The sequence below is a fragment of the Nocardia sp. NPDC050378 genome (genome assembly GCF_040655675.1).
GTDB lineage: Bacteria > Actinomycetota > Actinomycetes > Mycobacteriales > Mycobacteriaceae > Nocardia > Nocardia coubleae.
Map to the genome: position 1 here is coordinate 356939 of NZ_JBFAKI010000004.1, position 19315 is coordinate 376253.

Below are 19315 nucleotides of genomic sequence, written 5' to 3' on the forward strand. Positions count from 1 at the left end.
CGAAATGCTGCGGGAAATTGCGCTTGAATCAACGGTTTCTCACGCCGCCCCGGTCACAGGGGTGAGATCAGCCCTTTTGTTTCGGGCATGTGACACAACGATTTCCGCACGTAAGAAGGCGGCCAGAAATCATTCGAAACGCCCGTGAGGGTGTGATCTAGGTAGCATCGACCCGAACGCACCATTACGCAACTCGAACGGTGAGTTTTCTTCGGCTCAATTCCAGGTGTCTTCGAGCATGCGCGGTTTGCAGGCCTGCCAGGCGCCGGTGAGCAGCACAGCGAGCGCGACGAGCAGCAGACCGAACGGGGCCAGCCAGCCGCCGGTGGCGGTGTGCAGGATGCCGAACAGCAGCGGACCCACACAGGCGACGACGTAACCGACGCCCTGGGTGAATCCGGACAGCGCCGCCGAGCCCTGCGGTGTGCGGGTGCGCAGGTTGATGAGGGTGAGCGCCATCGGGAAGGTGCTCGGGCCGAGGCCGAGCAGCACCACCCACAGCAGCGGCGCCCCCATCGGCGCGATCAGCAGCCCCACGAAGGCGATGACGAACAGCACCATGCAGGCCACGACGACCGGGAACGGGTTGCGCATGCGCGAGACGACGGTCGGCGCACCGAGCGCGGGGATCAAGCCGATCAGCGCGAACAGCGCGACCATGTTGCCGCCGAAGGCGGCGCTCGCGCCCGCGTCGGCCAGGATGGTCGGCAGCCAGGTGAACATGGCGTAGGTGGTGAGCGAGGTCATGCCGAACATGCCCGCCATGCCCCAGGCCACCGGAGAACGCCACACTTTGCCTGTGGCCGTTGGGGTTTCGGGCGGCAGCGCGGTGGTGTCGGCCTTGTCGCGGCCACGCCGGTCGCGCAGGACGACCAGCCACGGCACCGCCGCGGCGAAACCGACGAGCGCCCACACACCCATCGAGATGCGCCACCCGTGCGCCTCGGCCAGCGGCACCGCGACGAACGCGGGAAGGACCGTGCTGAGCTGCACCATCACGATGTAGAGCGAACTGATCGACGCCAACCGATCGGCGAAATACCGCTTGACCAGCGGCGGGATCACCACATTGCCGACACCCATGCCGAGCAGCGCGACCCCGGACAGGGCGAGCAGCTCCCCCGTTCCGGCGGAGAACACGCGCGCCAACGACCCGAACCCGGCCAGCAGCATCGCCAGCAACACCGTGCGCTCGAGCCCGAACCGCCGCACCGCGAACGGCGTGACCAGCCCGGCGACACCGAACATCGCGGTCGGCAACATGCCGAACACACCGACGATCGCGGTGCCGTACCCGATGTCGTCACCGATCTGTTCGGCCAGCGGGCTGAACGCGGTGACGGCGGCACGCAGGGTGAGCGCCGACATGATGATGGCCGCCAACACCAGCAGCCGACCCTCGATCAACGACCGCCGGGTGAGCTGCTCGGACTCCGCCGGATCGACCTCGGCGGGCGGATTCGGGAGGGCACTCCCACCATCGACCGCATCCCATCGACCATCGACCTGCCCATCCACAGGGGTGAGCCGGGTCAAGGTTTCGGAGGAGGGCGGAGGAGTCACAGACGAAATCATAGGATGACCCGATGATCGACGCCAGCAAATGTGAGCGACAAGTCAGGCTCGAGTACCGGCCTGCCGCTTTGCCTTACGCTGGCTCACGTGCAACCCGTCCGGCGCTCCAGCCTCATCGCCCAGGTGACCGAACAACTGCGCGCCGAAATCCGGTCGGGCCGTTGGCCGGTCGGCGGCCGTATCCCCACCGAACCCGAGCTCACCGAACTCACCGGCACCGGCCGCAACACCGTGCGTGAAGCCGTGCAGGCCCTGGTCCACGCGGGCATGCTCGAGCGCCGCCAGGGCTCGGGCACCTATGTGATCGCCACCTCCGAGGTGGGCGGCACGCTCGGCAAGTACTTCGCCGACGCCGAGGAACGCGACATCCTCGAATTGCGCCAGGCGCTCGACACCACCGCCGCGGGCTTGGCCGCGCGTCGCCGCGACGACACCGATATCGCCAACCTGCGCCGCCTGCTCGCCGAGCGCAACGACCGCGACTGGACCAAACCCGACCCGGTGGCCATCGCCGCCGATGTGGAATTGCACCGCGCGATCGTCGTCGCCAGCCACAACGCCGTGTATCTGGAGTTCTACGACTCGCTGCTGCCGGTGATCGAGCAGGTGATCCACGCGCGCACCGCCAAATCCGACGACGCCTACGACAGCGAGCACATCGAACTGGTGCAGGCCGTCATCGACGGCGACGCCGACCGTGCGATGCAGGCCGCGCGCTGCTTCCTCGGCTCGCTCATCGCCGAGTACCCCGACCGCTGAGTTTCGCCGGGTAACCGAGCTGTCACCCCGGCGAAGAAGCCTCGGTGAGCCCGAGTTGGCTCGAATGTCACCTGAGGCCATTGTCACGCAACAACCGGCTCCTACCGTTTCTCTCGACACCGCATCACGCGCCCGATCGAGAGGAAGCCGATGACCGCGATCGCCGCCACCGGCCAGACGACAGACACCGCGTCGTTCGAGTACGAGAAGAAGGGCCGCTGGCTGACCCAGTGGGAGCCCGACAATCCGAGATTCTGGGAATCGGGCGGTGAGCAGACCGCCAAGAAGAACCTGTGGTTCTCGGTGTTCGCCGAGAACCTCGGCTTCAGCGTCTGGGTACTTTTCGGTTCCATCGTCACCGCGATGGGCGCCGCGGGCTTCACGTTCCTGGAGGGCCTCGGCAAGGGCAACCCGACCGCCGTCGCCAACGCCCTGCTGCTGACCTCGGTGCCGACGCTGGTCGGCGCCACCCTGCGCATCCCCTACACCTTCGCCGTCCCCAAGTTCGGCGGTCGGGCCTTCACCACCTTCAGCGCCGCCATGCTGCTGTTCCCGACGCTGGGCCTGGCGTACTTCGTCAACCAGCCGGGCACCCCGATGTGGGTGTTCCTGCTGCTGGCCGCGCTCGCCGGTGTCGGCGGTGGCAACTTCTCGTCCTCGATGGCCAACATCTCGTTCTTCTTCCCCGAAGGCAAGAAGGGCGCGGCGCTCGGCATCAATGCCGCGGGCGGCAATCTCGGTGTGGCACAGACACAATTGGCCGCGCCGCTGCTGATCACCCTCGGCACGCACCTACTGGCCAAGGATGCCGCGGGCTACCGGTTCGGCCTCACCCTCGCCATCCTGGTCTGGGTGCCGTTCATCCTGGTCGCCGCGTTCGGCGCGCTGCGGTACATGGACTCGATCGCCTCGGCCAAGGCCGACGGCAAGTCCTACAAGCTGGCGCTGACCAATCCACACACCTGGATCATGTCGTTCCTCTACATCGGCACATTCGGTTCGTTCATCGGCTTCTCGTTCGCCTTCCCGACCCTGATCAAGGCCAACTTCCCGCACCTGGCACAGATCGGCTGGATCAGCACGGTCGGTAACCTCGCCTTCCTCGGCGCCCTCGTCGGGTCGTTCAGCCGCCCGGTCGGCGGGTGGATTTCCGACAAGGTCGGCGGCGCACGGATCACGGTGATCGTCTTCACCGGGATGGCCGTCGCGGTCGCGTTGATCATGACCGCCCTGACGATGAAGAGCTTCCCGCTCTACCTCGCCGCGTTCCTGCTGCTGTTCGTGCTCACCGGTGTCGGCAACGGCTCGACCTACCGGATGATCCCGTCGATCTTCGGCGCCACCGCCAAGAAGTACGCCGCCGAACACGGCATGCAGCTCACCGAGGCACAGGCATCGGCTCGCCGTCAGGCCGGCGCCGCGATCGGCGTGATCGGCGCCGTCGGAGCCTTCGGCGGATTCATCCTGCAGCAGGCACTTCGCTTGTCCAACATCAACTTCGGGTCCATGGCCCCCGCCTTCTGGGCCTACGCCGTCGCCTTTGTCGTCATGGCGGGCGTCACCTGGTGGTGCTACCTGCGCACCTCCTTCGCCACCGACAAGGTCCCGTCCCTGGCCTACGCCAACGTCTGACCCCACGAAAGCCGCGCCCGGAATCCCCGACCGGGCGCGGCTTTCGGCATTTTTCCTACAGAACCAGGCGAACCATATCGGCGGTACGGGCCAGGCCCGGAAAGGCTTCCGGGGTGGAGCGTGGGTGCAGGGCGTGCACGGCGAGGCGGAAGATCAAGGCGCGCAACAGCATCTGTGGCCATTCGGGCAGGCTGGACCAGCGTTCCAGGAGGCCGTCGTCACCGCCGCCCCAGGCCAGAGCGTCGACGACGACCACACCCGCCGCCCAGGAGGCGGGGCGCCAGTACGGGGTGATGTCGGTCAGGCCGGGGGCGTGGGTGCCGGAGAACAGGACCGTGCCGAACAGGTCGCCGTGGACTAGCTGGTCGGGGCTGCGCACCGGTTTGCGCAAAGTGGCCAGCTGGCCGATCAATTCGAGGCTGCGCTGACCGTCGGGGGTCGCGGTGAGCGGCACACCGCCGGCGCGCAGGGTGCGCAACGGCACCGACTCCCAAGCGGCGCGGTCGGCGGCGACGAACACATCCACATCCACCCACGGCGCGACGGGCGGCTGCACCAGGAAACGCGGGCGTTCCAGCTGTGCTGTCGCCTTGTGTAATCGCAGCGACACCGACACCACCTCGTCGTGGCGGGGTTCGGGGGCGCCGTCGATGAAGGTGTCGGCACGCCAGCCCGACACCACGTAGCGGCCGTCGGTGGCACGCACCGGACGCGCGACGCGCACACCGTCGACGGCGAGGGTTTCGCGCACCTTGGCCGACCACGCCGCGCGGGCGTGATCGGCCACCGGGCTCAGCACCACATCGCCGAGCCGCCAGCCACCGTCCCAGTCACCGAGGGAGACCGGCGTCACTTCGCGAAGACCGAATGTGGCCCGCACATGCTCGGGTGGTTCGACTGAAGTCACTGACGTCACGGCCGTACCGTAACCCTGAGGACGCGTCAACAGCCCGAAGGCACGCTGGCACGCGACCCCATTGCGACCTCCCCGCAATCAACGGCGGATCGGTACGGATCAGTACACGGGCAGCGACGGATCGACCTGCTTGGCCCACGCGACCACGCCGCCCTGCAGGTGCGTGGCATCGGCGAAACCGGCGCGTTTGAGCGCCGCAAGCGCCTCGGCGGAGCGGATACCGGTCTTGCAGTGCAACACGATCGGCTTGTTCTGTGGCAGCTCCGAGAGCGCCTCACCGGAGAGGATGCGGTCCTTGGGGATCAACGTCGCACCGTCGATGTGCACGATGTCCCACTCCACCGGCTCGCGCACGTCGATGAGTTCGACCTTGTCGGCGTCGAGCAGGTCCTTCAGCTCGGCGGCGGTGACGGTCGACCCGGCAGCGGCGGCCTGGCCCTCCTCCGACACCACACCGCAGAAGGCCTCGTAGTCGATCAGTTCGGTGATCGGCTGACGTTCCGGATCGCGGCGCAGCTTGATGGTGCGGTAGTTCATGTCCAGTGCGTCGTAGACCATCAGACGGCCCAGCAGCGTCTCACCGATGCCGGTGATGAGCTTGATCGCCTCGGTCACCATCACCGAACCGATCGACGCGCACAGCACGCCGAGCACGCCGCCTTCGGCGCACGACGGGACCATGCCCGGCGGCGGCGCCTCCGGGTACAGGTCGCGGTAGTTGATGCCGCGGCCGTCGGGTGCGTCCTCCCAGAACACCGACACCTGGCCCTCGAAGCGGTAGATCGAGCCCCACACGTAGGGCTTGCCCGCGAGGACGGCGGCGTCGTTGACCAGGTAGCGGGTGGCGAAGTTGTCGGTGCCGTCGACGATCAGGTCGTACTCGCCGAACAGCTCGACCGCGTTGTCGGGTTCGAGGCGGATCTTGTGTAGCCGCACGTCGATTCCCGAATTGATCTCGAGGATCGAATCGCGGGCGCTGTCGGCCTTGGACCGGCCGATGTCGGATTCCCCGTGGATGACCTGGCGCTGCAGGTTCGACATGTCGACCTCGTCGAACTCGACGATGCCCAGCGTGCCGACGCCCGCGGCGGCCAGATACAGCAGGGCGGGCGAACCCAGACCGCCCGCGCCGATCACGAGCACCTTGGCGTTCTTCAACCGCTTCTGACCGTCGACACCGAGATCGGGGATGATCAGGTGGCGGCTGTACCGCGCGACCTCATCCTTGGTCAGTTCCGCCGCAGGCTCGACGAGCGGCGGTAGGGACCCGTTGAAAGACACGTTGGAACTCCGTTTCTTCGGCGGCTGGCGCCGCGGGTTTGCGGCCTGCTCCCTCGATCTTCCCTCCCGCCGGGCACTCCTTCGTCGCACCCTCTGGTCGGTCCGGATCAAGGCGGCCGCAAACCGATGGCCGTGTGTATCTACAACACTGGCCGCCGTACTGTTCTTCCCGCCTATGGTCTCGCACCGGCGGAGCTGTCAGCCGCGCGGGTACGGCCAGGGGTTGAAGCGGCAGGTCTTGCCGTCGGGCGGGACCACCCCGTGCGGATCGAGTTGGGCGATGTCGTTGTTCTTGGTGCCGAAGGTCTGCTGCATCATGATCGGCGCCAGGCCGCCCTCGGTCTCGCACGGCTGGTGGCCGTGGTAGCCGATGGCGTGGCCGACCTCGTGGTTGACGAGGTACTGCCGGTAGGAACCGATGTCGCCGTCGAAGGCGAGCGCACCGCGCACCCAGCGGGCCTCCGACAGCACCACCCGGTCGATGCTCGCGTTGTAACACGACGAGTCGATGGGGATCTCGAATCCACAAGCGGCGCGGGTGCTTTCGCGGGAGGTGAGCGAGAGCCGGAAGTCGGGTTCGCCGACGTCGATGCGCTGGAACCCGAACTTGGGATCCTTGGTCCAGCTCTTGGGGTTGGCCAGCGTGGTCTCCACCATCTTGGCCACGGCCACGTCACCACCGTAGGCCGAGGTGTCGATGCCGTCCTCCACCTCGACGGTGTAGCGGAACACCCGCTCGGTGCCCGCCCCGACCTGTGGTCCCGCGCCCGGCACCACATGCCAGGTGCCCGCACCGCGCTCGACGAACGCCCCGCCCTCGGGGAGCGCGCCGAGCGGCAGATCGGCGGGGAACTTCCCGTCGCCGGGCGGTGCGCCGATGATGCCGGACTGGGCGACGTTCGGGCTCAACGCCCCGAACCCCGGGTCGACCGGTGCGGGCGCGGGCCCGGTGCGCAGGGCGTCGACGATCACGAACACCGTCACCGCCAGCAACACCGGCAACGCGTAGGCGCGCCACCCGTAGGTGGAGACGAAGCGGCCCATCGCGCTCTGCTTCTTGGCGTCACGTTGCGGGCTACGCGGCCTGCCCGTATCGGACTCGGTGGGATCCCAGCGTGCGCGGAGGGGCTGACGCGATCGGTCGGCCGGTTGGTACAGCCCGAGGGGGTCGTAGACCTGCAGTTCCCGCCCTTCTGACTCCGAAGTCACTGAACCGGACTCGGTGGTTTGCGTGGGGCGAGCGACATCGCGCCCGCCGCCGGATGGTCGTTCCGGGCGGTCGGTCACCACACCAGATTCTCACAGTGGCCAAATCGGTGACGCGGGTGGCCGGGGAAGATCCGCCGGTTACGGCCCGGCGAACGTCCCCGCCTGGTACTACATTTCCAGGGCGAAACTCTGGGGGAACACTGTGCGAGTATCGTTCGTGGGACATCGGGCGCACCTTCGCCTGCCTGGTGTAGTCGACAAAGAGAGCCGAGATGACTGACCTCGTGGACCGCATGACCTCGCGCCGATCGGTGCCGGAGACGGTCCCGGCAAAGCGCGGCACCCGCCTGCCTCGTGATGAGCGGCGTCAGCAACTGCTGCTCGCGGCGAGCGAGGTATTCGTCCAGCGTGGTTACCACGCCGCGGGCATGGACGAGATCTCGCAGGTGGCCGGTGTCAGCAAGCCGGTGCTCTACCAGCACTTCGCGAGCAAGCTGGAACTGTATCTGGCGGTTCTGCAGAACTATGTGGACATCCTGGTGTCGAGCGTGCGTCAGGCGCTGCGCTCCACCACCGACAACAAGCAGCGTGTGCGCGCCGCCGTCGCCGCCTACTTCGATTTCGTCGACAACGAGATGCAGGGCTTCCGCCTCGTCTTCGAATCCGACCTCACCAGCGAACCGCAGGTGCAGCGCCGGGTGGAACAGGCCACCGAGGCCTGCGTCGACGCGGTGTTCGACCTGGTCGCCCACGACTCCGGTCTCGACCCCTACCGGGCGCGCATCCTGGCCGTCGGCCTGGTCGGCGCGAGCCAGTTCTCCGCGCGCTACTGGCTCGAGGCCGACCGCCCGGTTCCCAAGGACGAGGCCGTCGACACCACCGTGGCCCTGGCCTGGGGTGGCCTGAAGCACGTGCCTTTCCGCCTCTCCGGGTCTTGAGGCCAGACTCGGGGCGTGGGGAGTTCTGGAGGCGGCGAGCTTTGTGGGAGTAGCCGGGTCAGCCCGTGCCCGGTGAGTTACCCCTGTGCTTGCGAAATCAGTCGTTTCTGTCCGTGACGTGAAAGTGCCCGCCTTCGTGTGAAGGCGGGCACTTTTTGTTTTCGCGGGCTACACCGTGGCGAAGCCGACGCGGCCGACGGCCGGGGAACCGATCTCCACGTAGGCGACCTTCGCGGCCTGGATCAGGAACTTGCGGTTCTTGTCGTCGGTGAGCTTGACGACGCCACCGGAGCCGCTGAGGGCATCGGTCACCAGCGCCTCGATCTCGTCAGGGCTCTGCGAGCTGTTGATGACGAGCTCCCGAGGGCTATCCGAAATACCGATCTTGACCTCCACGGCCAACCTCCGAACGTAAGAGTCCTGTGTTGTCCTCTTCAGGCTAATGCAGCCACTCGACCCCGGTGACACACCCGCCTGCGCTGTGAGCGAACGAGCGGGTGATCAGGGCTCGACGAGCTCGATCTCGAGTTCGATCTTGACCGTGTCCGACAGCATGCCCGGCATGGGTCCGCCGACGCCGAAATCGGTGCGCTTGATGGCGCCGGTCGCGGAGAAGCCCGCGTGCCGCGAGCCGTCCGGGAAGTCGCCGACGCCGCCCCACTCCACCTCGAGGGTGAGCGGCTTGGTGACGGTGCCGAGGGTGGCCTCACCGGTGACGGTGAAGGTCTCGGCGATCCGGACCGGTTCGGTGGCGCGGAAGCTCAGGGTCGGACGATTGGCGACGTCGAGGAAGTCGGCATTGCGCACATGGGCGTCGCGGTCGGCGTTGCCGGTGTCGAAGGAGTCCAGGTCGATGGTCGCCCCGATGGTGGCGGCACCGGATTCGTCGACGACGAACTCGGTCTCGAACCGGGTGAAGCCGCCGCGCACCTTGGCGATGCCGAGGTGGCGAACGGTGAACGAGACCGAGGAATGGCTGCGGTCCAGCGCCCAGGATCCGGCCTTCAGCTGCTGTGTCTGTGTCGAAGAAGTCATGCGCCCAGCCTGACCGGACCGTGGTCCGCTAACCAGACCGCCGTTATCCTGGACCTGTCAGGGCCAGGCTGTCAGAGCCAGGACCAGGGAGGATGGAGCAATGCCCGACCAGCTTGGAGCCCGCTCGACCTTCGCCGAACTGCTCATCGCGCGCCGCGCGGAACTGCGCCCCGACGACGTGGGCCTGCCCGGTGGCGGTCGCCGGCGCACACCGGGACTGCGCCGCGAGGAGGTCGCGGTGCTGGCAGGCGTGAGCGCGGACTACCTGGCCCGGCTCGAGCAGGGCCGCGACAGCAATCCCTCCCCGGCCGTCGTCGACGCGCTGGCCACCGCCTTGCGCTTCAACGACACCGAACGCGCGCACTTCGGCTGGCTGGCACTGACCACCAGCAAGGAAGCGCGGTGCCCCAGTACGGCTTTCGACCCGAAGCTCGATCAGGTGCCGCCCGCGCTGACCGCCGTGCTCGACGCCCTCACCCCCACCCCGGCCTTCGCCCTCGGCCCGCGCGCGAATGTGCTCGCATGGAACGACTCCTGGGAAGACCTCGTCGCCCCGCTCGGCCTGCTCGAAGATCCCGAGCAGGTGAACCTGGCGGTCTGGACGTTCCGACATCCACTGGCGCGCACCACCATCACCGACTGGCCCCAATACGCCGACCTGCTCGCCGATCAACTGGCCCGCACGAGACTGCGCCGCCCAGAGGACGAGGCCATCGCCGCGACCATCCGATTGCTCAGCGCCGAACCAGAATTCGCCCGCCGCTGGCAACCACACCGGCTCGCCGAAAACCTGCCGAGCCTGCTCGGCATCGAACACCCGAGCCGGGGCACCCTCACCTTCACCGTGCAGACGCTCGCCGCCGAGAACGATCAGCAGATCGTCATCTGGCTCCCCCGCGAAACCGCCGCTCGCGCACCGGAACTACGCCTGATCCACCCCCAGGCAGCCAACGGCTGACCGCTCACGCAAGAACATGGGTAACTCACCGGGCACGAGCTGACCCAGCCACCTCCAGAGAGCTTGCCGCCTCCACAACTCCCCACGTACCTGAGTCCGGCCAGAAGTCCCGGGGAGGCGGAACAGCTAGAGCCCTAGTTGGGCCATGCGGGCGGCGTGGCGCTCCTGCATGCGGTCGAACAGGGAGACGATGCCGTTGAGGTCGCCCGTGGCGGCCAGCACCAGTTCGGCGAGTTCGTCGCGCTGAGCCATCACGTACTGCGCCTGGGTGATCGCCTCACCGAGCAGCCTGCGACCCCACAGGGTGAGCCGATCGCGCTCGGACCGGCTTGCGGTGACCGCGTTGCGGACCTCCTCGACCACGAACTGCGAGTGCCCGGTCTCGGCGAGCACGTCGCGCACCACATCGGCGACCTCGGCGGGGAGCGCGCCGGCGATCTCGGTGTAGAAGTCGGCGGCCAGGCCGTCACCCACGTAGAACTTCACCATCGACTCGAGCCACGTGGACGGGTCGGTGGAGGCGTGGTAGGAGTCCAGCGCGCCCTGGTACTGGTCCATCGCCCGCTCGGCGTCCACTCCGCGCGCGCCGAGCGCCGCCTCGAGTGCCTCGAAGTGCGCCAGTTCCGCGGCCGCCATCTTGGCCACCGCCACCCGCCCGCGCACCGACGGCGCGAGCTTGGCTTCCTCGGCGAGCCGGTAGAACGCGGACAGCTCGCCGTAGGCGAGGACCGCGAACAGCTCGGTCACCCCCGGGTGATCGGCGGACAGCGGTGCGGTCGAGAAAACTTCCGGCGCGGCTGAGGTCTGGGCTCCCATGACCGCCAATCGTAGTCGCGATCGCGGATCAGTCGCGATCGGCCAGGAATTTGTCCAGATGCGTCCAGGTGGTGTCGCGTGCCTGTGGTCCGGCGAGAATGCCGAGGTGGCTGCCGGGAACGACCTCGTAGGTCACCGAAGGCGACCCGGTGAGCGTGCGCAAACCCGCCTCGACAGCGGCCTTGGGCGTGATGACGTCGGCGGTGCCGCCGAACAGCAGCACCGGCACCCGCACATCGGCGAGGTCGATGGTGAGGCCGCGCAGGTGCACTTTGCCCTTGCCGATGTCGTTGGCCAGGATGAACCGGCCCCACAGCTGCCCGTAGAAGCGGCCGGGGTAGCCGGGCATGGCGGCCTGGAACCGGTCGATGGATTCCATTCTGGCCAGCGTCTCGGTGCGCGCGATATTGCCTGCGATGAACATCGGCCGCGCCAGTTCGCGGTCGAACGCCGCGACGCGGTAGGCGAATTTGGTCAGCGGCGCGGGGATGCCGCCGACGGCCCGCACCACGTTGGTGACCGCTTTGCCGCCGGTGATCCGGGCGACCGCGCGCACCTGCGGCATGCCGAGCATCTTGTCGTAATCGAGCGGCGGTCCGACTCCGGTGACCGAACGGATCGGCAGATCGGCGTTGGCGGCGGTGGTGAGCAGGGCGAAGATGCCACCGATGGACCAACCGACGAGGTCGACGGGCGCGCCACCGCGATCGGCGCTGACCCGGCGGATCGCCTCGGGCAGGATGTCAGCTACCCAGTCCTCGAAGCCCATGCGGCGGTCGGCGAAACCGATCTCGCCGTAGTCGATGAGGTAGGTGGGGCGACCGGTGGACACCAGATGGCGGGCCAGGCTCTGGTCGGGGCGCAGGTCGTAGCAGGTGGCGGGCGCCGCCAGCGGTGGAATCAGCAGCACCGCGGAATCGGTTGTGGCCGAGTCGTTTTCGGTGTCGTATCGACGCAACAAGCGGTGCGGTTCGTCCCACAGCACGGTCGAGGGCGCGGGGGCGGGTGCCTCGATGCCCGCGCCGAAGCTCAGCGCCCAGGCGTTGCGCGCGGCGGTGGTGACGGTGTCGGTGATGCTCACGACAAGAAATGTCTCACATCCCGGTACCGCCGGTTACAGTGACCTCTATTACATCCGCGACACGCGCGAAATCCGGAAACGGTGAATTGCGCTGCGTCGCATCGAGTATGCGGGCGTGACCGGCGACGATCGCGATTTTCACGCGACACCTCGACGGCGTGAAATTCGGATTGCGCAGAATATCACGCTACAATCACTGTGGACAACGCTAGTTTCGTAGCCCCGGCACACTTCGCGGGCGCGTCACACCCCGGCGCACAGCGCCACCCGGCAGCGTTGACCAGGAAAATGTGCGCGCACCGAATCCGTATCACCGATGTGCCGCGCCGATGACGCAGAAGCGATCGGCGCTGGCCCGGCGAGTATCACAGGCGGATATGTGGTCGTCGCGGGCCGACCGGCCCGCCCCACCTCGTGCGTGCGAGATGCAATGACGAGGAAGGCACGAACCCTGAGCAAGATCACTGTCGAACAGGAACCCGGTGTGGCCGACACCCTGCTGACGGCCGAACTGGACGACACCCACACGCCGCCGAGTTTCGCCGAATTGGGGGTGCGCTCCGAAATTGTGCGCGCGCTCGGCGAGATCGGTATCGAACGCACCTTCGCGATTCAGGAACTCACCCTGCCGCTGGCACTGGCCGGCGAGGATCTCATCGGCCAGGCCCGCACCGGCATGGGTAAAACTTTCGGTTTCGGTGTGCCGCTGCTGCACCGCGTCGCGACCGCCGACACCGGGACCACCCCGCTGGACGGCACGCCGCGCGCGCTGGTCATCGTGCCCACGCGCGAGCTGTGCATCCAGGTGACCAAGGACCTGGAGAACGCGAGCAAGTACCTGATCAACCACCAGGGCCCGCTGAAGGTCGCCGCCATCTACGGTGGCCGCCCCTACGACTCCCAGATCGCCGATCTGAAGAAGGGCGTCGACGTGGTCGTCGGCACCCCGGGTCGACTATTGGACCTGGCGAACCAGAATCATCTGATCCTCGGCAAGATCGGCGTGCTCGTCCTCGACGAGGCCGACGAGATGCTCGACCTGGGCTTCCTGCCCGATATCGAGCGCATCCTCACGATGGTGCCCGACAAGCGTCAGACGATGCTGTTCTCGGCGACCATGCCCGGGCCGATCATCACTCTCGCCCGCACCTTCCTGACCAAGCCGACGCATATCCGCGCCGAGCTGGCCAACGATTCCGCGGTGCACGACCGCACCAAGCAGTTCGTCTACCGCGCACACGCGATGGACAAGGCCGAGCTGGTCGCCCGCGTGCTGCAGGCCGAGTCCCGCGGCGCGACGATGATCTTCACCCGCACCAAGCGCACCGCGCAGAAGGTGGCCGACGATCTGGCCGAGCGCGGGTTCGCTGTCGGCGCCGTGCACGGCGACCTGAACCAGGTCGCGCGGGAGAAGGCGCTCAACAAGTTCCGCAACGGCACCATCGACGTGCTGGTCGCCACCGATGTCGCCGCGCGCGGTATCGACATCGACGACGTCACCCACGTCATCAACTACCAGTGCCCTGAGGACGAGAAGACCTACGTCCACCGCATCGGGCGCACCGGTCGTGCGGGCCGCACCGGCGTGGCGATCACCCTGATCGACTGGGACGAGCTGCATCGCTGGGAGTCGATCAACAAGGCGCTCGGCCTGAACATGGCCGATCCCGCCGAGACGTACTCGCGTTCGCCGCACCTGTACTCCGACCTCGGCATCCCCGAGGGTGTCACCGGTGTGGTCCGCAAGCCGAAGCCGGAGCGCGACGAGGACGCGGTCGTCGTGGAGCGCACCGAGCGCCCCAAGACCACGCGCAGCCGCCGCCGCACCCGCGGCGGCAAGGCCGAGTCCACCGAGACGACCTCTTCGGAAACCACCACCGAGGAATCGTCGGACGCGAGCGACACCGCCGACGGCGACAAGCCCGCCCGTCGCCGTCGCCGCCGCCGCAAGCCCGCCGAGGGCACCGACGCGACCACCGAGTCGGCTGCCACTGATCCAGCGAACTCCGAGTCGGCACCGACCGATTCGGCTACCACGGAGTCGGCTCCGGCCGATTCGGCCCCCGCCGACGCGACCGATTCCGGTGACGAGCCCAAGCCCGCTCGCCGCCGCCGTCGCCGCAAGCCCGCGGACACCACCGCCGACGCCCAGGTAACCGTCGACGCCTGACCGCACCCAGCACCACCCGAAACGGCCCGCCATCACCAGATGGCGGGCCGTTCGCCTACTCACCCGGCACAAACCACTTCTTCACCTTGCCGCAGGCAAAGGCCTCACAATTCCGTCCCGGAGCAGCAGTCCAGCACATGGGTAACTCACCGGGTACGGGCTACCGCGACCACCGAATTCGTCTGGCCGCCGACGCAAAGTTCACCGCACCTGAGCCTGGCCCAAATCCCCGGGGAGGCGGATGAGCTAGGGTCGCTGGCGTGGTTGTTCCGGAGCGGCGTACCCGTGCCGATGTCATCGCCGCCGTAACGATCGCCGTTGTCTGCCTGGTCGCGGCGGCTGTCGTGTGGGCGCGTGCGGACGCCACCGGCACCGATTCCGTCACCGCCGACTCCCCCGCGCCGACCGTTGTCGCCGCGACCCAGTTGCCCGGCACGCTGCGCGAGCGGTGGCATGCGGCGGATTCGGCCGGTTCGCGGGCGCTGGTCGCCGGGAATGTGGTCGTCACCGGCGACGAAGGCACGGTGAGCGGGCGCGATCCGGTGACCGGTGAGCAGCGCTGGTGGTACCGGCGCGACATGCCGCTGTGCGGGGTGGAGGCGCAGTGGGGTTCGGTGATCGCGACCTACCGCGATCAGCGTGGATGCAGCCAGACCACCATGCTCGACGCGGACACCGGTGCGCGCAGCATCGCCCGCAGCAGTTACATGGACGACGAGATCCGGCTTTCCGGCGACGGCACCTATCTGCTCGCCCTCGGTGCCGACCGGCTGGAGATGTGGCGTTCGGATCTGGTCCGCACGCTCGAGTACGGCTTCGTGGACGCGCCGGTGAACCCGAATACCCAGCCGCGCAACGGATGTGAGCTCCGGTCTGCGGCGTCGAGTTCGTCGCGGCTGGCGGTGATCGAACGGTGCCCGGACGATCCGGGCGCCCGGCTGACGGTGCTCGCCCCGTCGCCGAAGGAAGCCACCGCACCCGAGGAACACGGCTCGCGCCTGCTCACCGCACCCGGTGCCGACTCCGCCGAGGTGCGGGTGGTCGCGGTGTCGGATGCCAAGATCGCCGTCTACTATCCGCCGACTCCGGCCACCGCGACGGGTCTCGCGCAACCGGCCCGCCTCGCCGTGCACGACGGCACCGGCAACGAGGTGTCCTCGGCCGCGCTGGCCGAGCCGTGGACCGACCGCACCACTGTGACCCGGCTCGGCTCGGCGATCTATGTGTTCACCGGGAAGACTTTGATCGCCTTGAGCGCCGCCACATTACAGCCCACCTGGACGGTGCGCGACGCGCTCGGTACCCCGGCGTCGATGGCGGGCAAACTGCTGGTCCCCGTCGCCGACGGCATGCTCGCGGTGGATTTCGCCACCGGGACCACCGTTGCCCGGATCGCGGTGCAGCGCAGCGATTACAGCGGCGACCCGATCAGCACGGCGGTGCTCGGCGACACCGTCTTCGAACGACGCGGTGGCAGGCTCTACGCACTCGGCTGAGCCCGCCGGGCTGTCATGATGGAGCCATGTCCGCATCCGACGCCCGTTTGGTCCTGCTCCGCCACGGCGAAACCACGTGGTCCGCGCAACGGAAGCACACCAGCCACACCGATCTGCCGTTGACCGAGCTCGGCGAGGCGCAGGCCCGCGCGGCCGGGCTGGTCGTGAAGTCCCTCGACCTGCGTGATCCGCTCGTCTTCACCAGCCCGCGCCGACGTGCGCGCCACACCGCCGAACTGGCCGGGCTCGCCGATATCCATGTCGACGACGAACTGGTCGAATGGGATTACGGCGACTACGAGGGCCTCACCACCGCCGAGATCCGCGAGACCGTCCCCGGCTGGACCGTGTGGACCCACCCGGTACCCGGCGGCGAGACGGCCGAGCAGGTGGGCGCCCGCGCCGACCACGTCCTCGACCGGGCCGAGCCGGCCCTGGCCGATCGCGATGTGGTGCTCGTGGGACACGGGCACTTCTCCCGCGTGCTGATCGCCCGCTGGGGCGAGTTCGCGGTGCGCGAGGGGCGACGGTTCGCGATGTCGACCGGCGCGGTGAGCGTTCTCGGTTACGACCATGGGGCACACACGATCTGGGCCCACAACCTGACTCACCGCACCGAAGGAGCCCTCCGTTGACCGTGCGACGCGCCCTCGCGACCGACGTGCCCGCGATGGTCGGGCTCGTGCACGATCTCGCCGAGTACGAGAAGGCTCCGCAGGCGTGCACACTCACCGAGGCGCAGTTGAGCGCGGCGCTGTTCGGGCCGTCGCCCGCCGTGTTCGCCCACGTCGCCGAGCACGAGGGCGAGGTGGTCGGGTGCGCGATCTGGTTCCTGAACTACTCCACCTGGGACGGCGTGCACGGCATCTACCTCGAGGACCTCTACGTGCGCCCCGAAGCGCGCGGCACGGGGCTCGGTCGCGCCCTGGTCGCGGCCTTGGCCGCCGAGGCGGTCACGCACGGCTACAGCCGGGTGTCGTGGTCGGTGCTCACCTGGAACACACCGTCGATCGAGTTCTACCGAGCCCTCGGTGCCACAGCGCAAGACGAATGGATCGGGTATCGGCTCGCGGGAAAGGAACTGTCCGCGCTCGCCGCGTCGGCGCGGTGATATCCGATGCGCATAGCTCTACCGCACGATTGGCCTGCCACACCCGAGGACGCCGTCGCACTGCAAGATCGGCTACGCCCGCTGGTTCGCGCCGAAAACCCTGTGCCACCGCAATTCTCGACAGTGGCCGGGATCGATTCCGCCTACGCCGAGGACGGCACTGTTGCCACGGCGGCGGTAATTCTCGACGCGCATACCTTGGAAACCGTGGAAACGGCGGTGGCGTACGGTGTTTCGACATTTCCCTACGTGCCGGGCCTGCTCGCTTTCCGGGAACTTCCCGCCACCGTCGCCGCCCTCGAAAAACTCACGCGCACACCGGATCTGCTCGTGTGTGACGCGCAGGGCCGGGCGCATCCGCGCCGATTCGGCCTCGCCTGTCATGTCGGATTGCTGACGGGAATTCCGACTATCGGTGTCGCCAAATCGGTGTGGGGCGAATACGGCGAACCCGGGCCGCGACGCGGTGACACCAGTGCGGTGACGATCGACGGCGAGATCGTCGGCCGCGCGGTGCGCACCAGGGACGGCGTGAAACCACTGTTCGTCTCGGTGGGTCATCTCGTCGACCTCGACACCGCCTGCGCCCAGGTGCTCGCGCTCACGAAGAACTTCCGGCAACCGGAGACGACGCGCGCCGCCGACCACCTGTGCCGACAGGCGCTGCGCGCGAAGACCGGCTAACGCTCCTCGGGCAGCTCGCCGTAGTCCTGCGCCATCCACCGGCTCGACGCGGGGGCGAACAGGGCGGCCAGGCCGCCGAGCGCGACGATGGCGAGCAGGGTGCCGTACACCGGCTGATGCGAGTCGGTCAGCAACGACCAGGCGACCGGCAGCAACAGGATCTGCGCGATGACCGCGATGGCCCGGCCCCAGCGCTTGCCGCGCAGCAGTGCGATCCCGGCCGCGAGCACGCCGCCGAACAGCGCGATGAACCACATGGCCGTGCCGACCCCGCTGGCCACCGACTGATCGTGGCCGGTCAGCGCCCGCACGATCAGCACGACCGCGGTGCCGACACCGGCCAGCCCCTCGAGGGTGACGATCGCACCGGCCACCCGCACCGTCGTCGGAATGCCCGAGTCTGCCCGTCCGCCGTGGTCGTGCTCGTCACCCTTGGTCATGTCGCGCTCCGTCACGGCGCCCAGCGTACGACCCCGGCCCCGCACCCCCGACCCCTAGGGAGGGGCGTCCACGGCCCGGGCCCTCCAGGGGCCGCGAACCCGTCGGGCCGCAGGCGCGGCAAGATGGATACAGTGCGGACGCTGCTCATCGTTAATCCCAATGCCACCTCGACCACGCCGGCGACCAGGGACCTGCTCGCGCATGCCCTGGAGAGCCGGACGCAGCTGACCGTTGCGCACACCCAGCACCGCGGTCACGCGGCCGAACTGGCGCAGTGGGCATCGACCCAGGAGATGGACCTGATCGTCGTGCACGGCGGCGATGGGACGGTCAACGAGACCATCAACGGTTTCCTGCCGCTGCCCCAGGTGGAAGACGATCAGGTGTGGCGGCCCCGCCTCGGGGTGATCCCCGGCGGCTCGGCCAATGTGTTCGCCCGCGCCCTCGGCATCTCCCCCGATCCGGTGACAGCTACCAACCAGCTCATCGATCTGCTCGGCCGCGACGCGGACCGCCGGATCGGGCTCGGTCTGGCCGATGACCGGTGGTTCACATTCAGCGCCGGAGTCGGCCTCGACGCGGACGTGTGCGAGGCGATCGACGCGGCCCGCGCCAAAGGTCGCAAGGCCACTCCGGCGCGCTATCTGCGGACGACGGTTCGGCAGTTCTTCCGCGCGCGCAGGCATGAACCGAGCGTCACCGTTACCGTTCCGGGACATGATCCGGTGGAGTCGGTGTATTACGCCTTCGTCACGAATTCGAGCCCGTGGACCTATCTGGAGGATCGTCCGGTTCGTACGAATCCCGGTACGACCTTCGAAACGGGTCTCGGGGTGTTCGCGATGGGGTCGATGAGTGTGACGCGCACCCTGTTGCTCGCCCGGCAGTTGCTGAGCGATAATGGAAACCCTAAGGCGGACGCACTGTTTCGGATCGACGATGTCGATTCGGTTCGCATCGATTCTCCCGGTGAGATCGGCCTGCAAATCGATGGCGACTTCATCGGAAAACGCAAGATGGTGCATTTCACATCGGTGCCGAGCGTGCTCGATGTGGTGGCACCGAAGCCCGTCTGAGCAAGGAACTCTCGAAAAAATCTCCGGGTTGCGCTGCGAAAACCCGGAGACGCGAGTACAAAGGACCGGGCAGGTGCCCCATGTGGGCAGCCTAGAGCGTGATCTCCCCCACGGTGCGCCGCAGACCTATTGACATC

The 19315-nt window shown here is 68.0% G+C and carries 20 protein-coding genes; 10 read left to right on the top strand and 10 right to left on the bottom strand.

The genetic code is table 11. The features are described from left to right. Positions 1–216 precede the first annotated feature (216 nt). Positions 217–1368, bottom strand: a complete 1152-nt coding sequence (locus AB0I35_RS11815) for an MFS transporter (RefSeq protein ID WP_357395942.1) — start codon at positions 1366–1368, stop codon at positions 217–219. A 294-nt stretch (positions 1369–1662) separates the two neighbouring features. Here AB0I35_RS11815 and AB0I35_RS11820 point away from each other — a divergent pair, with 294 nt between their 5' ends. After that, on the top strand, positions 1663–2334 hold the full coding sequence (locus AB0I35_RS11820) for a FadR/GntR family transcriptional regulator (RefSeq protein WP_067637373.1): 672 nt from the start codon (positions 1663–1665) through the stop codon (positions 2332–2334). Positions 2335–2484: 150 nt separating this feature from the next. Further along, positions 2485–3966: an MFS transporter gene (locus AB0I35_RS11825; RefSeq protein ID WP_357395776.1), complete on the top strand. Its 1482-nt coding sequence runs from the start codon at positions 2485–2487 to the stop codon at positions 3964–3966. 55 nt (positions 3967–4021) lie between these two features. Here the strand turns inward: AB0I35_RS11825 and AB0I35_RS11830 are convergent, their stop codons facing one another. The 3 genes from AB0I35_RS11830 to AB0I35_RS11840 all read right to left on the bottom strand — a co-directional run bounded on the left by AB0I35_RS11830 (position 4022) and on the right by AB0I35_RS11840 (position 7345). Beyond that, on the bottom strand, positions 4022–4873 hold the full coding sequence (locus AB0I35_RS11830; RefSeq protein WP_067491486.1) for a TIGR02569 family protein: 852 nt from the start codon (positions 4871–4873) through the stop codon (positions 4022–4024). Between the two features lie 108 nt (positions 4874–4981). Further along, a complete protein-coding gene (gene moeZ / locus AB0I35_RS11835) occupies positions 4982–6163 on the bottom strand; it encodes an adenylyltransferase/sulfurtransferase MoeZ (protein ID WP_357395777.1) in 1182 nt (393 codons plus the stop codon). A 198-nt stretch (positions 6164–6361) separates the two neighbouring features. After that, a complete protein-coding gene (locus AB0I35_RS11840) occupies positions 6362–7345 on the bottom strand; it encodes a DUF3152 domain-containing protein (RefSeq protein WP_357395943.1) in 984 nt (327 codons plus the stop codon). Positions 7346–7644: 299 nt separating this feature from the next. Between AB0I35_RS11840 and AB0I35_RS11845 the strand changes: the two genes are divergently transcribed. After that, positions 7645–8310 carry a TetR/AcrR family transcriptional regulator gene (locus AB0I35_RS11845; RefSeq protein ID WP_067985004.1) on the top strand — a complete coding sequence of 222 codons (666 nt, stop codon included), beginning with the start codon at positions 7645–7647 and terminating at the stop codon, positions 8308–8310. A 168-nt stretch (positions 8311–8478) separates the two neighbouring features. Here the strand turns inward: AB0I35_RS11845 and AB0I35_RS11850 are convergent, their stop codons facing one another. Then, positions 8479–8706 (bottom strand): DUF3107 domain-containing protein, encoded by a 228-nt coding sequence (locus tag AB0I35_RS11850; protein ID WP_067491482.1) that lies wholly within the window; start codon positions 8704–8706, stop codon positions 8479–8481. Positions 8707–8811: 105 nt separating this feature from the next. After that, a complete protein-coding gene (locus AB0I35_RS11855) occupies positions 8812–9345 on the bottom strand; it encodes a YceI family protein (protein WP_067491480.1) in 534 nt (177 codons plus the stop codon). Between the two features lie 100 nt (positions 9346–9445). Between AB0I35_RS11855 and AB0I35_RS11860 the strand changes: the two genes are divergently transcribed. Then, on the top strand, positions 9446–10303 hold the full coding sequence (locus tag AB0I35_RS11860) for a helix-turn-helix transcriptional regulator (RefSeq protein WP_357395778.1): 858 nt from the start codon (positions 9446–9448) through the stop codon (positions 10301–10303). Positions 10304–10429: 126 nt separating this feature from the next. On the opposite strand, the gene AB0I35_RS11865 is transcribed toward AB0I35_RS11860, so the two are convergent. From AB0I35_RS11865 to AB0I35_RS11875, 3 genes are read right to left on the bottom strand one after another with little or no spacing between them, the layout of a single operon-like run. Further along, complete coding sequence (locus tag AB0I35_RS11865; protein ID WP_357395779.1) at positions 10430–11119, bottom strand: ferritin-like fold-containing protein; 690 nt, start codon at positions 11117–11119, stop codon at positions 10430–10432. Between the two features lie 28 nt (positions 11120–11147). Further along, positions 11148–12200: an alpha/beta fold hydrolase gene (locus AB0I35_RS11870; protein ID WP_357395780.1), complete on the bottom strand. Its 1053-nt coding sequence runs from the start codon at positions 12198–12200 to the stop codon at positions 11148–11150. A gap of 13 nt (positions 12201–12213) precedes the next feature. Then, on the bottom strand, positions 12214–12342 hold the full coding sequence (locus tag AB0I35_RS11875) for a hypothetical protein (protein ID WP_357395781.1): 129 nt from the start codon (positions 12340–12342) through the stop codon (positions 12214–12216). Between the two features lie 288 nt (positions 12343–12630). On the opposite strand from AB0I35_RS11875, the gene AB0I35_RS11880 reads away from it, so the two are divergent. From AB0I35_RS11880 to AB0I35_RS11900, 5 genes are all read left to right on the top strand, one after another. Beyond that, complete coding sequence (locus tag AB0I35_RS11880; RefSeq protein ID WP_357395782.1) at positions 12631–14370, top strand: DEAD/DEAH box helicase; 1740 nt, start codon at positions 12631–12633, stop codon at positions 14368–14370. A 260-nt stretch (positions 14371–14630) separates the two neighbouring features. Then, positions 14631–15866, top strand: a complete 1236-nt coding sequence (locus AB0I35_RS11885) for a hypothetical protein (protein WP_357395783.1) — start codon at positions 14631–14633, stop codon at positions 15864–15866. A gap of 26 nt (positions 15867–15892) precedes the next feature. Beyond that, positions 15893–16501 carry an acid phosphatase gene (locus AB0I35_RS11890; protein WP_357395784.1) on the top strand — a complete coding sequence of 203 codons (609 nt, stop codon included), beginning with the start codon at positions 15893–15895 and terminating at the stop codon, positions 16499–16501. A 35-nt stretch (positions 16502–16536) separates the two neighbouring features. Continuing rightward, entirely contained in the window at positions 16537–16977 is a 441-nt protein-coding gene (locus AB0I35_RS11895) for a GNAT family N-acetyltransferase (protein WP_357395945.1), read from the top strand. A gap of 6 nt (positions 16978–16983) precedes the next feature. Next, positions 16984–17661 carry an endonuclease V gene (locus AB0I35_RS11900; protein WP_357395785.1) on the top strand — a complete coding sequence of 226 codons (678 nt, stop codon included), beginning with the start codon at positions 16984–16986 and terminating at the stop codon, positions 17659–17661. On the opposite strand, the gene AB0I35_RS11905 is transcribed toward AB0I35_RS11900, so the two are convergent. Then, a complete protein-coding gene (locus AB0I35_RS11905; RefSeq protein ID WP_067491722.1) occupies positions 17658–18101 on the bottom strand; it encodes a hypothetical protein in 444 nt (147 codons plus the stop codon). The genes AB0I35_RS11900 and AB0I35_RS11905 overlap by 4 nt on opposite strands. A gap of 132 nt (positions 18102–18233) precedes the next feature. Here AB0I35_RS11905 and AB0I35_RS11910 point away from each other — a divergent pair, with 132 nt between their 5' ends. Continuing rightward, positions 18234–19178 carry a diacylglycerol kinase family protein gene (locus AB0I35_RS11910; RefSeq protein WP_067491720.1) on the top strand — a complete coding sequence of 315 codons (945 nt, stop codon included), beginning with the start codon at positions 18234–18236 and terminating at the stop codon, positions 19176–19178. Positions 19179–19315 lie beyond the last annotated feature (137 nt).

Excerpts from the sequence above, each read along its gene's own strand:
- AB0I35_RS11815 (WP_357395942.1), bottom strand. The coding sequence starts at position 1,368 with ATGTCGGCGCTCACCCTGCGTGCCGCCGTCACCGCGTTCAGCCCGCTG.
- AB0I35_RS11825 (WP_357395776.1), top strand. The coding sequence starts at position 2,485 with ATGACCGCGATCGCCGCCACCGGCCAGACGACAGACACCGCGTCGTTC.
- AB0I35_RS11845 (WP_067985004.1), top strand. The coding sequence starts at position 7,645 with ATGACTGACCTCGTGGACCGCATGACCTCGCGCCGATCGGTGCCGGAG.
- AB0I35_RS11855 (WP_067491480.1), bottom strand. The coding sequence starts at position 9,345 with ATGACTTCTTCGACACAGACACAGCAGCTGAAGGCCGGATCCTGGGCG.
- AB0I35_RS11860 (WP_357395778.1), top strand. The coding sequence starts at position 9,446 with ATGCCCGACCAGCTTGGAGCCCGCTCGACCTTCGCCGAACTGCTCATC.
- AB0I35_RS11865 (WP_357395779.1), bottom strand. The coding sequence starts at position 11,119 with ATGGGAGCCCAGACCTCAGCCGCGCCGGAAGTTTTCTCGACCGCACCG.
- AB0I35_RS11880 (WP_357395782.1), top strand. The coding sequence starts at position 12,631 with ATGACGAGGAAGGCACGAACCCTGAGCAAGATCACTGTCGAACAGGAA.
- AB0I35_RS11890 (WP_357395784.1), top strand. The coding sequence starts at position 15,893 with ATGTCCGCATCCGACGCCCGTTTGGTCCTGCTCCGCCACGGCGAAACC.
- AB0I35_RS11895 (WP_357395945.1), top strand. The coding sequence starts at position 16,537 with ATGGTCGGGCTCGTGCACGATCTCGCCGAGTACGAGAAGGCTCCGCAG.
- AB0I35_RS11900 (WP_357395785.1), top strand. The coding sequence starts at position 16,984 with ATGCGCATAGCTCTACCGCACGATTGGCCTGCCACACCCGAGGACGCC.
- AB0I35_RS11905 (WP_067491722.1), bottom strand. The coding sequence starts at position 18,101 with ATGACCAAGGGTGACGAGCACGACCACGGCGGACGGGCAGACTCGGGC.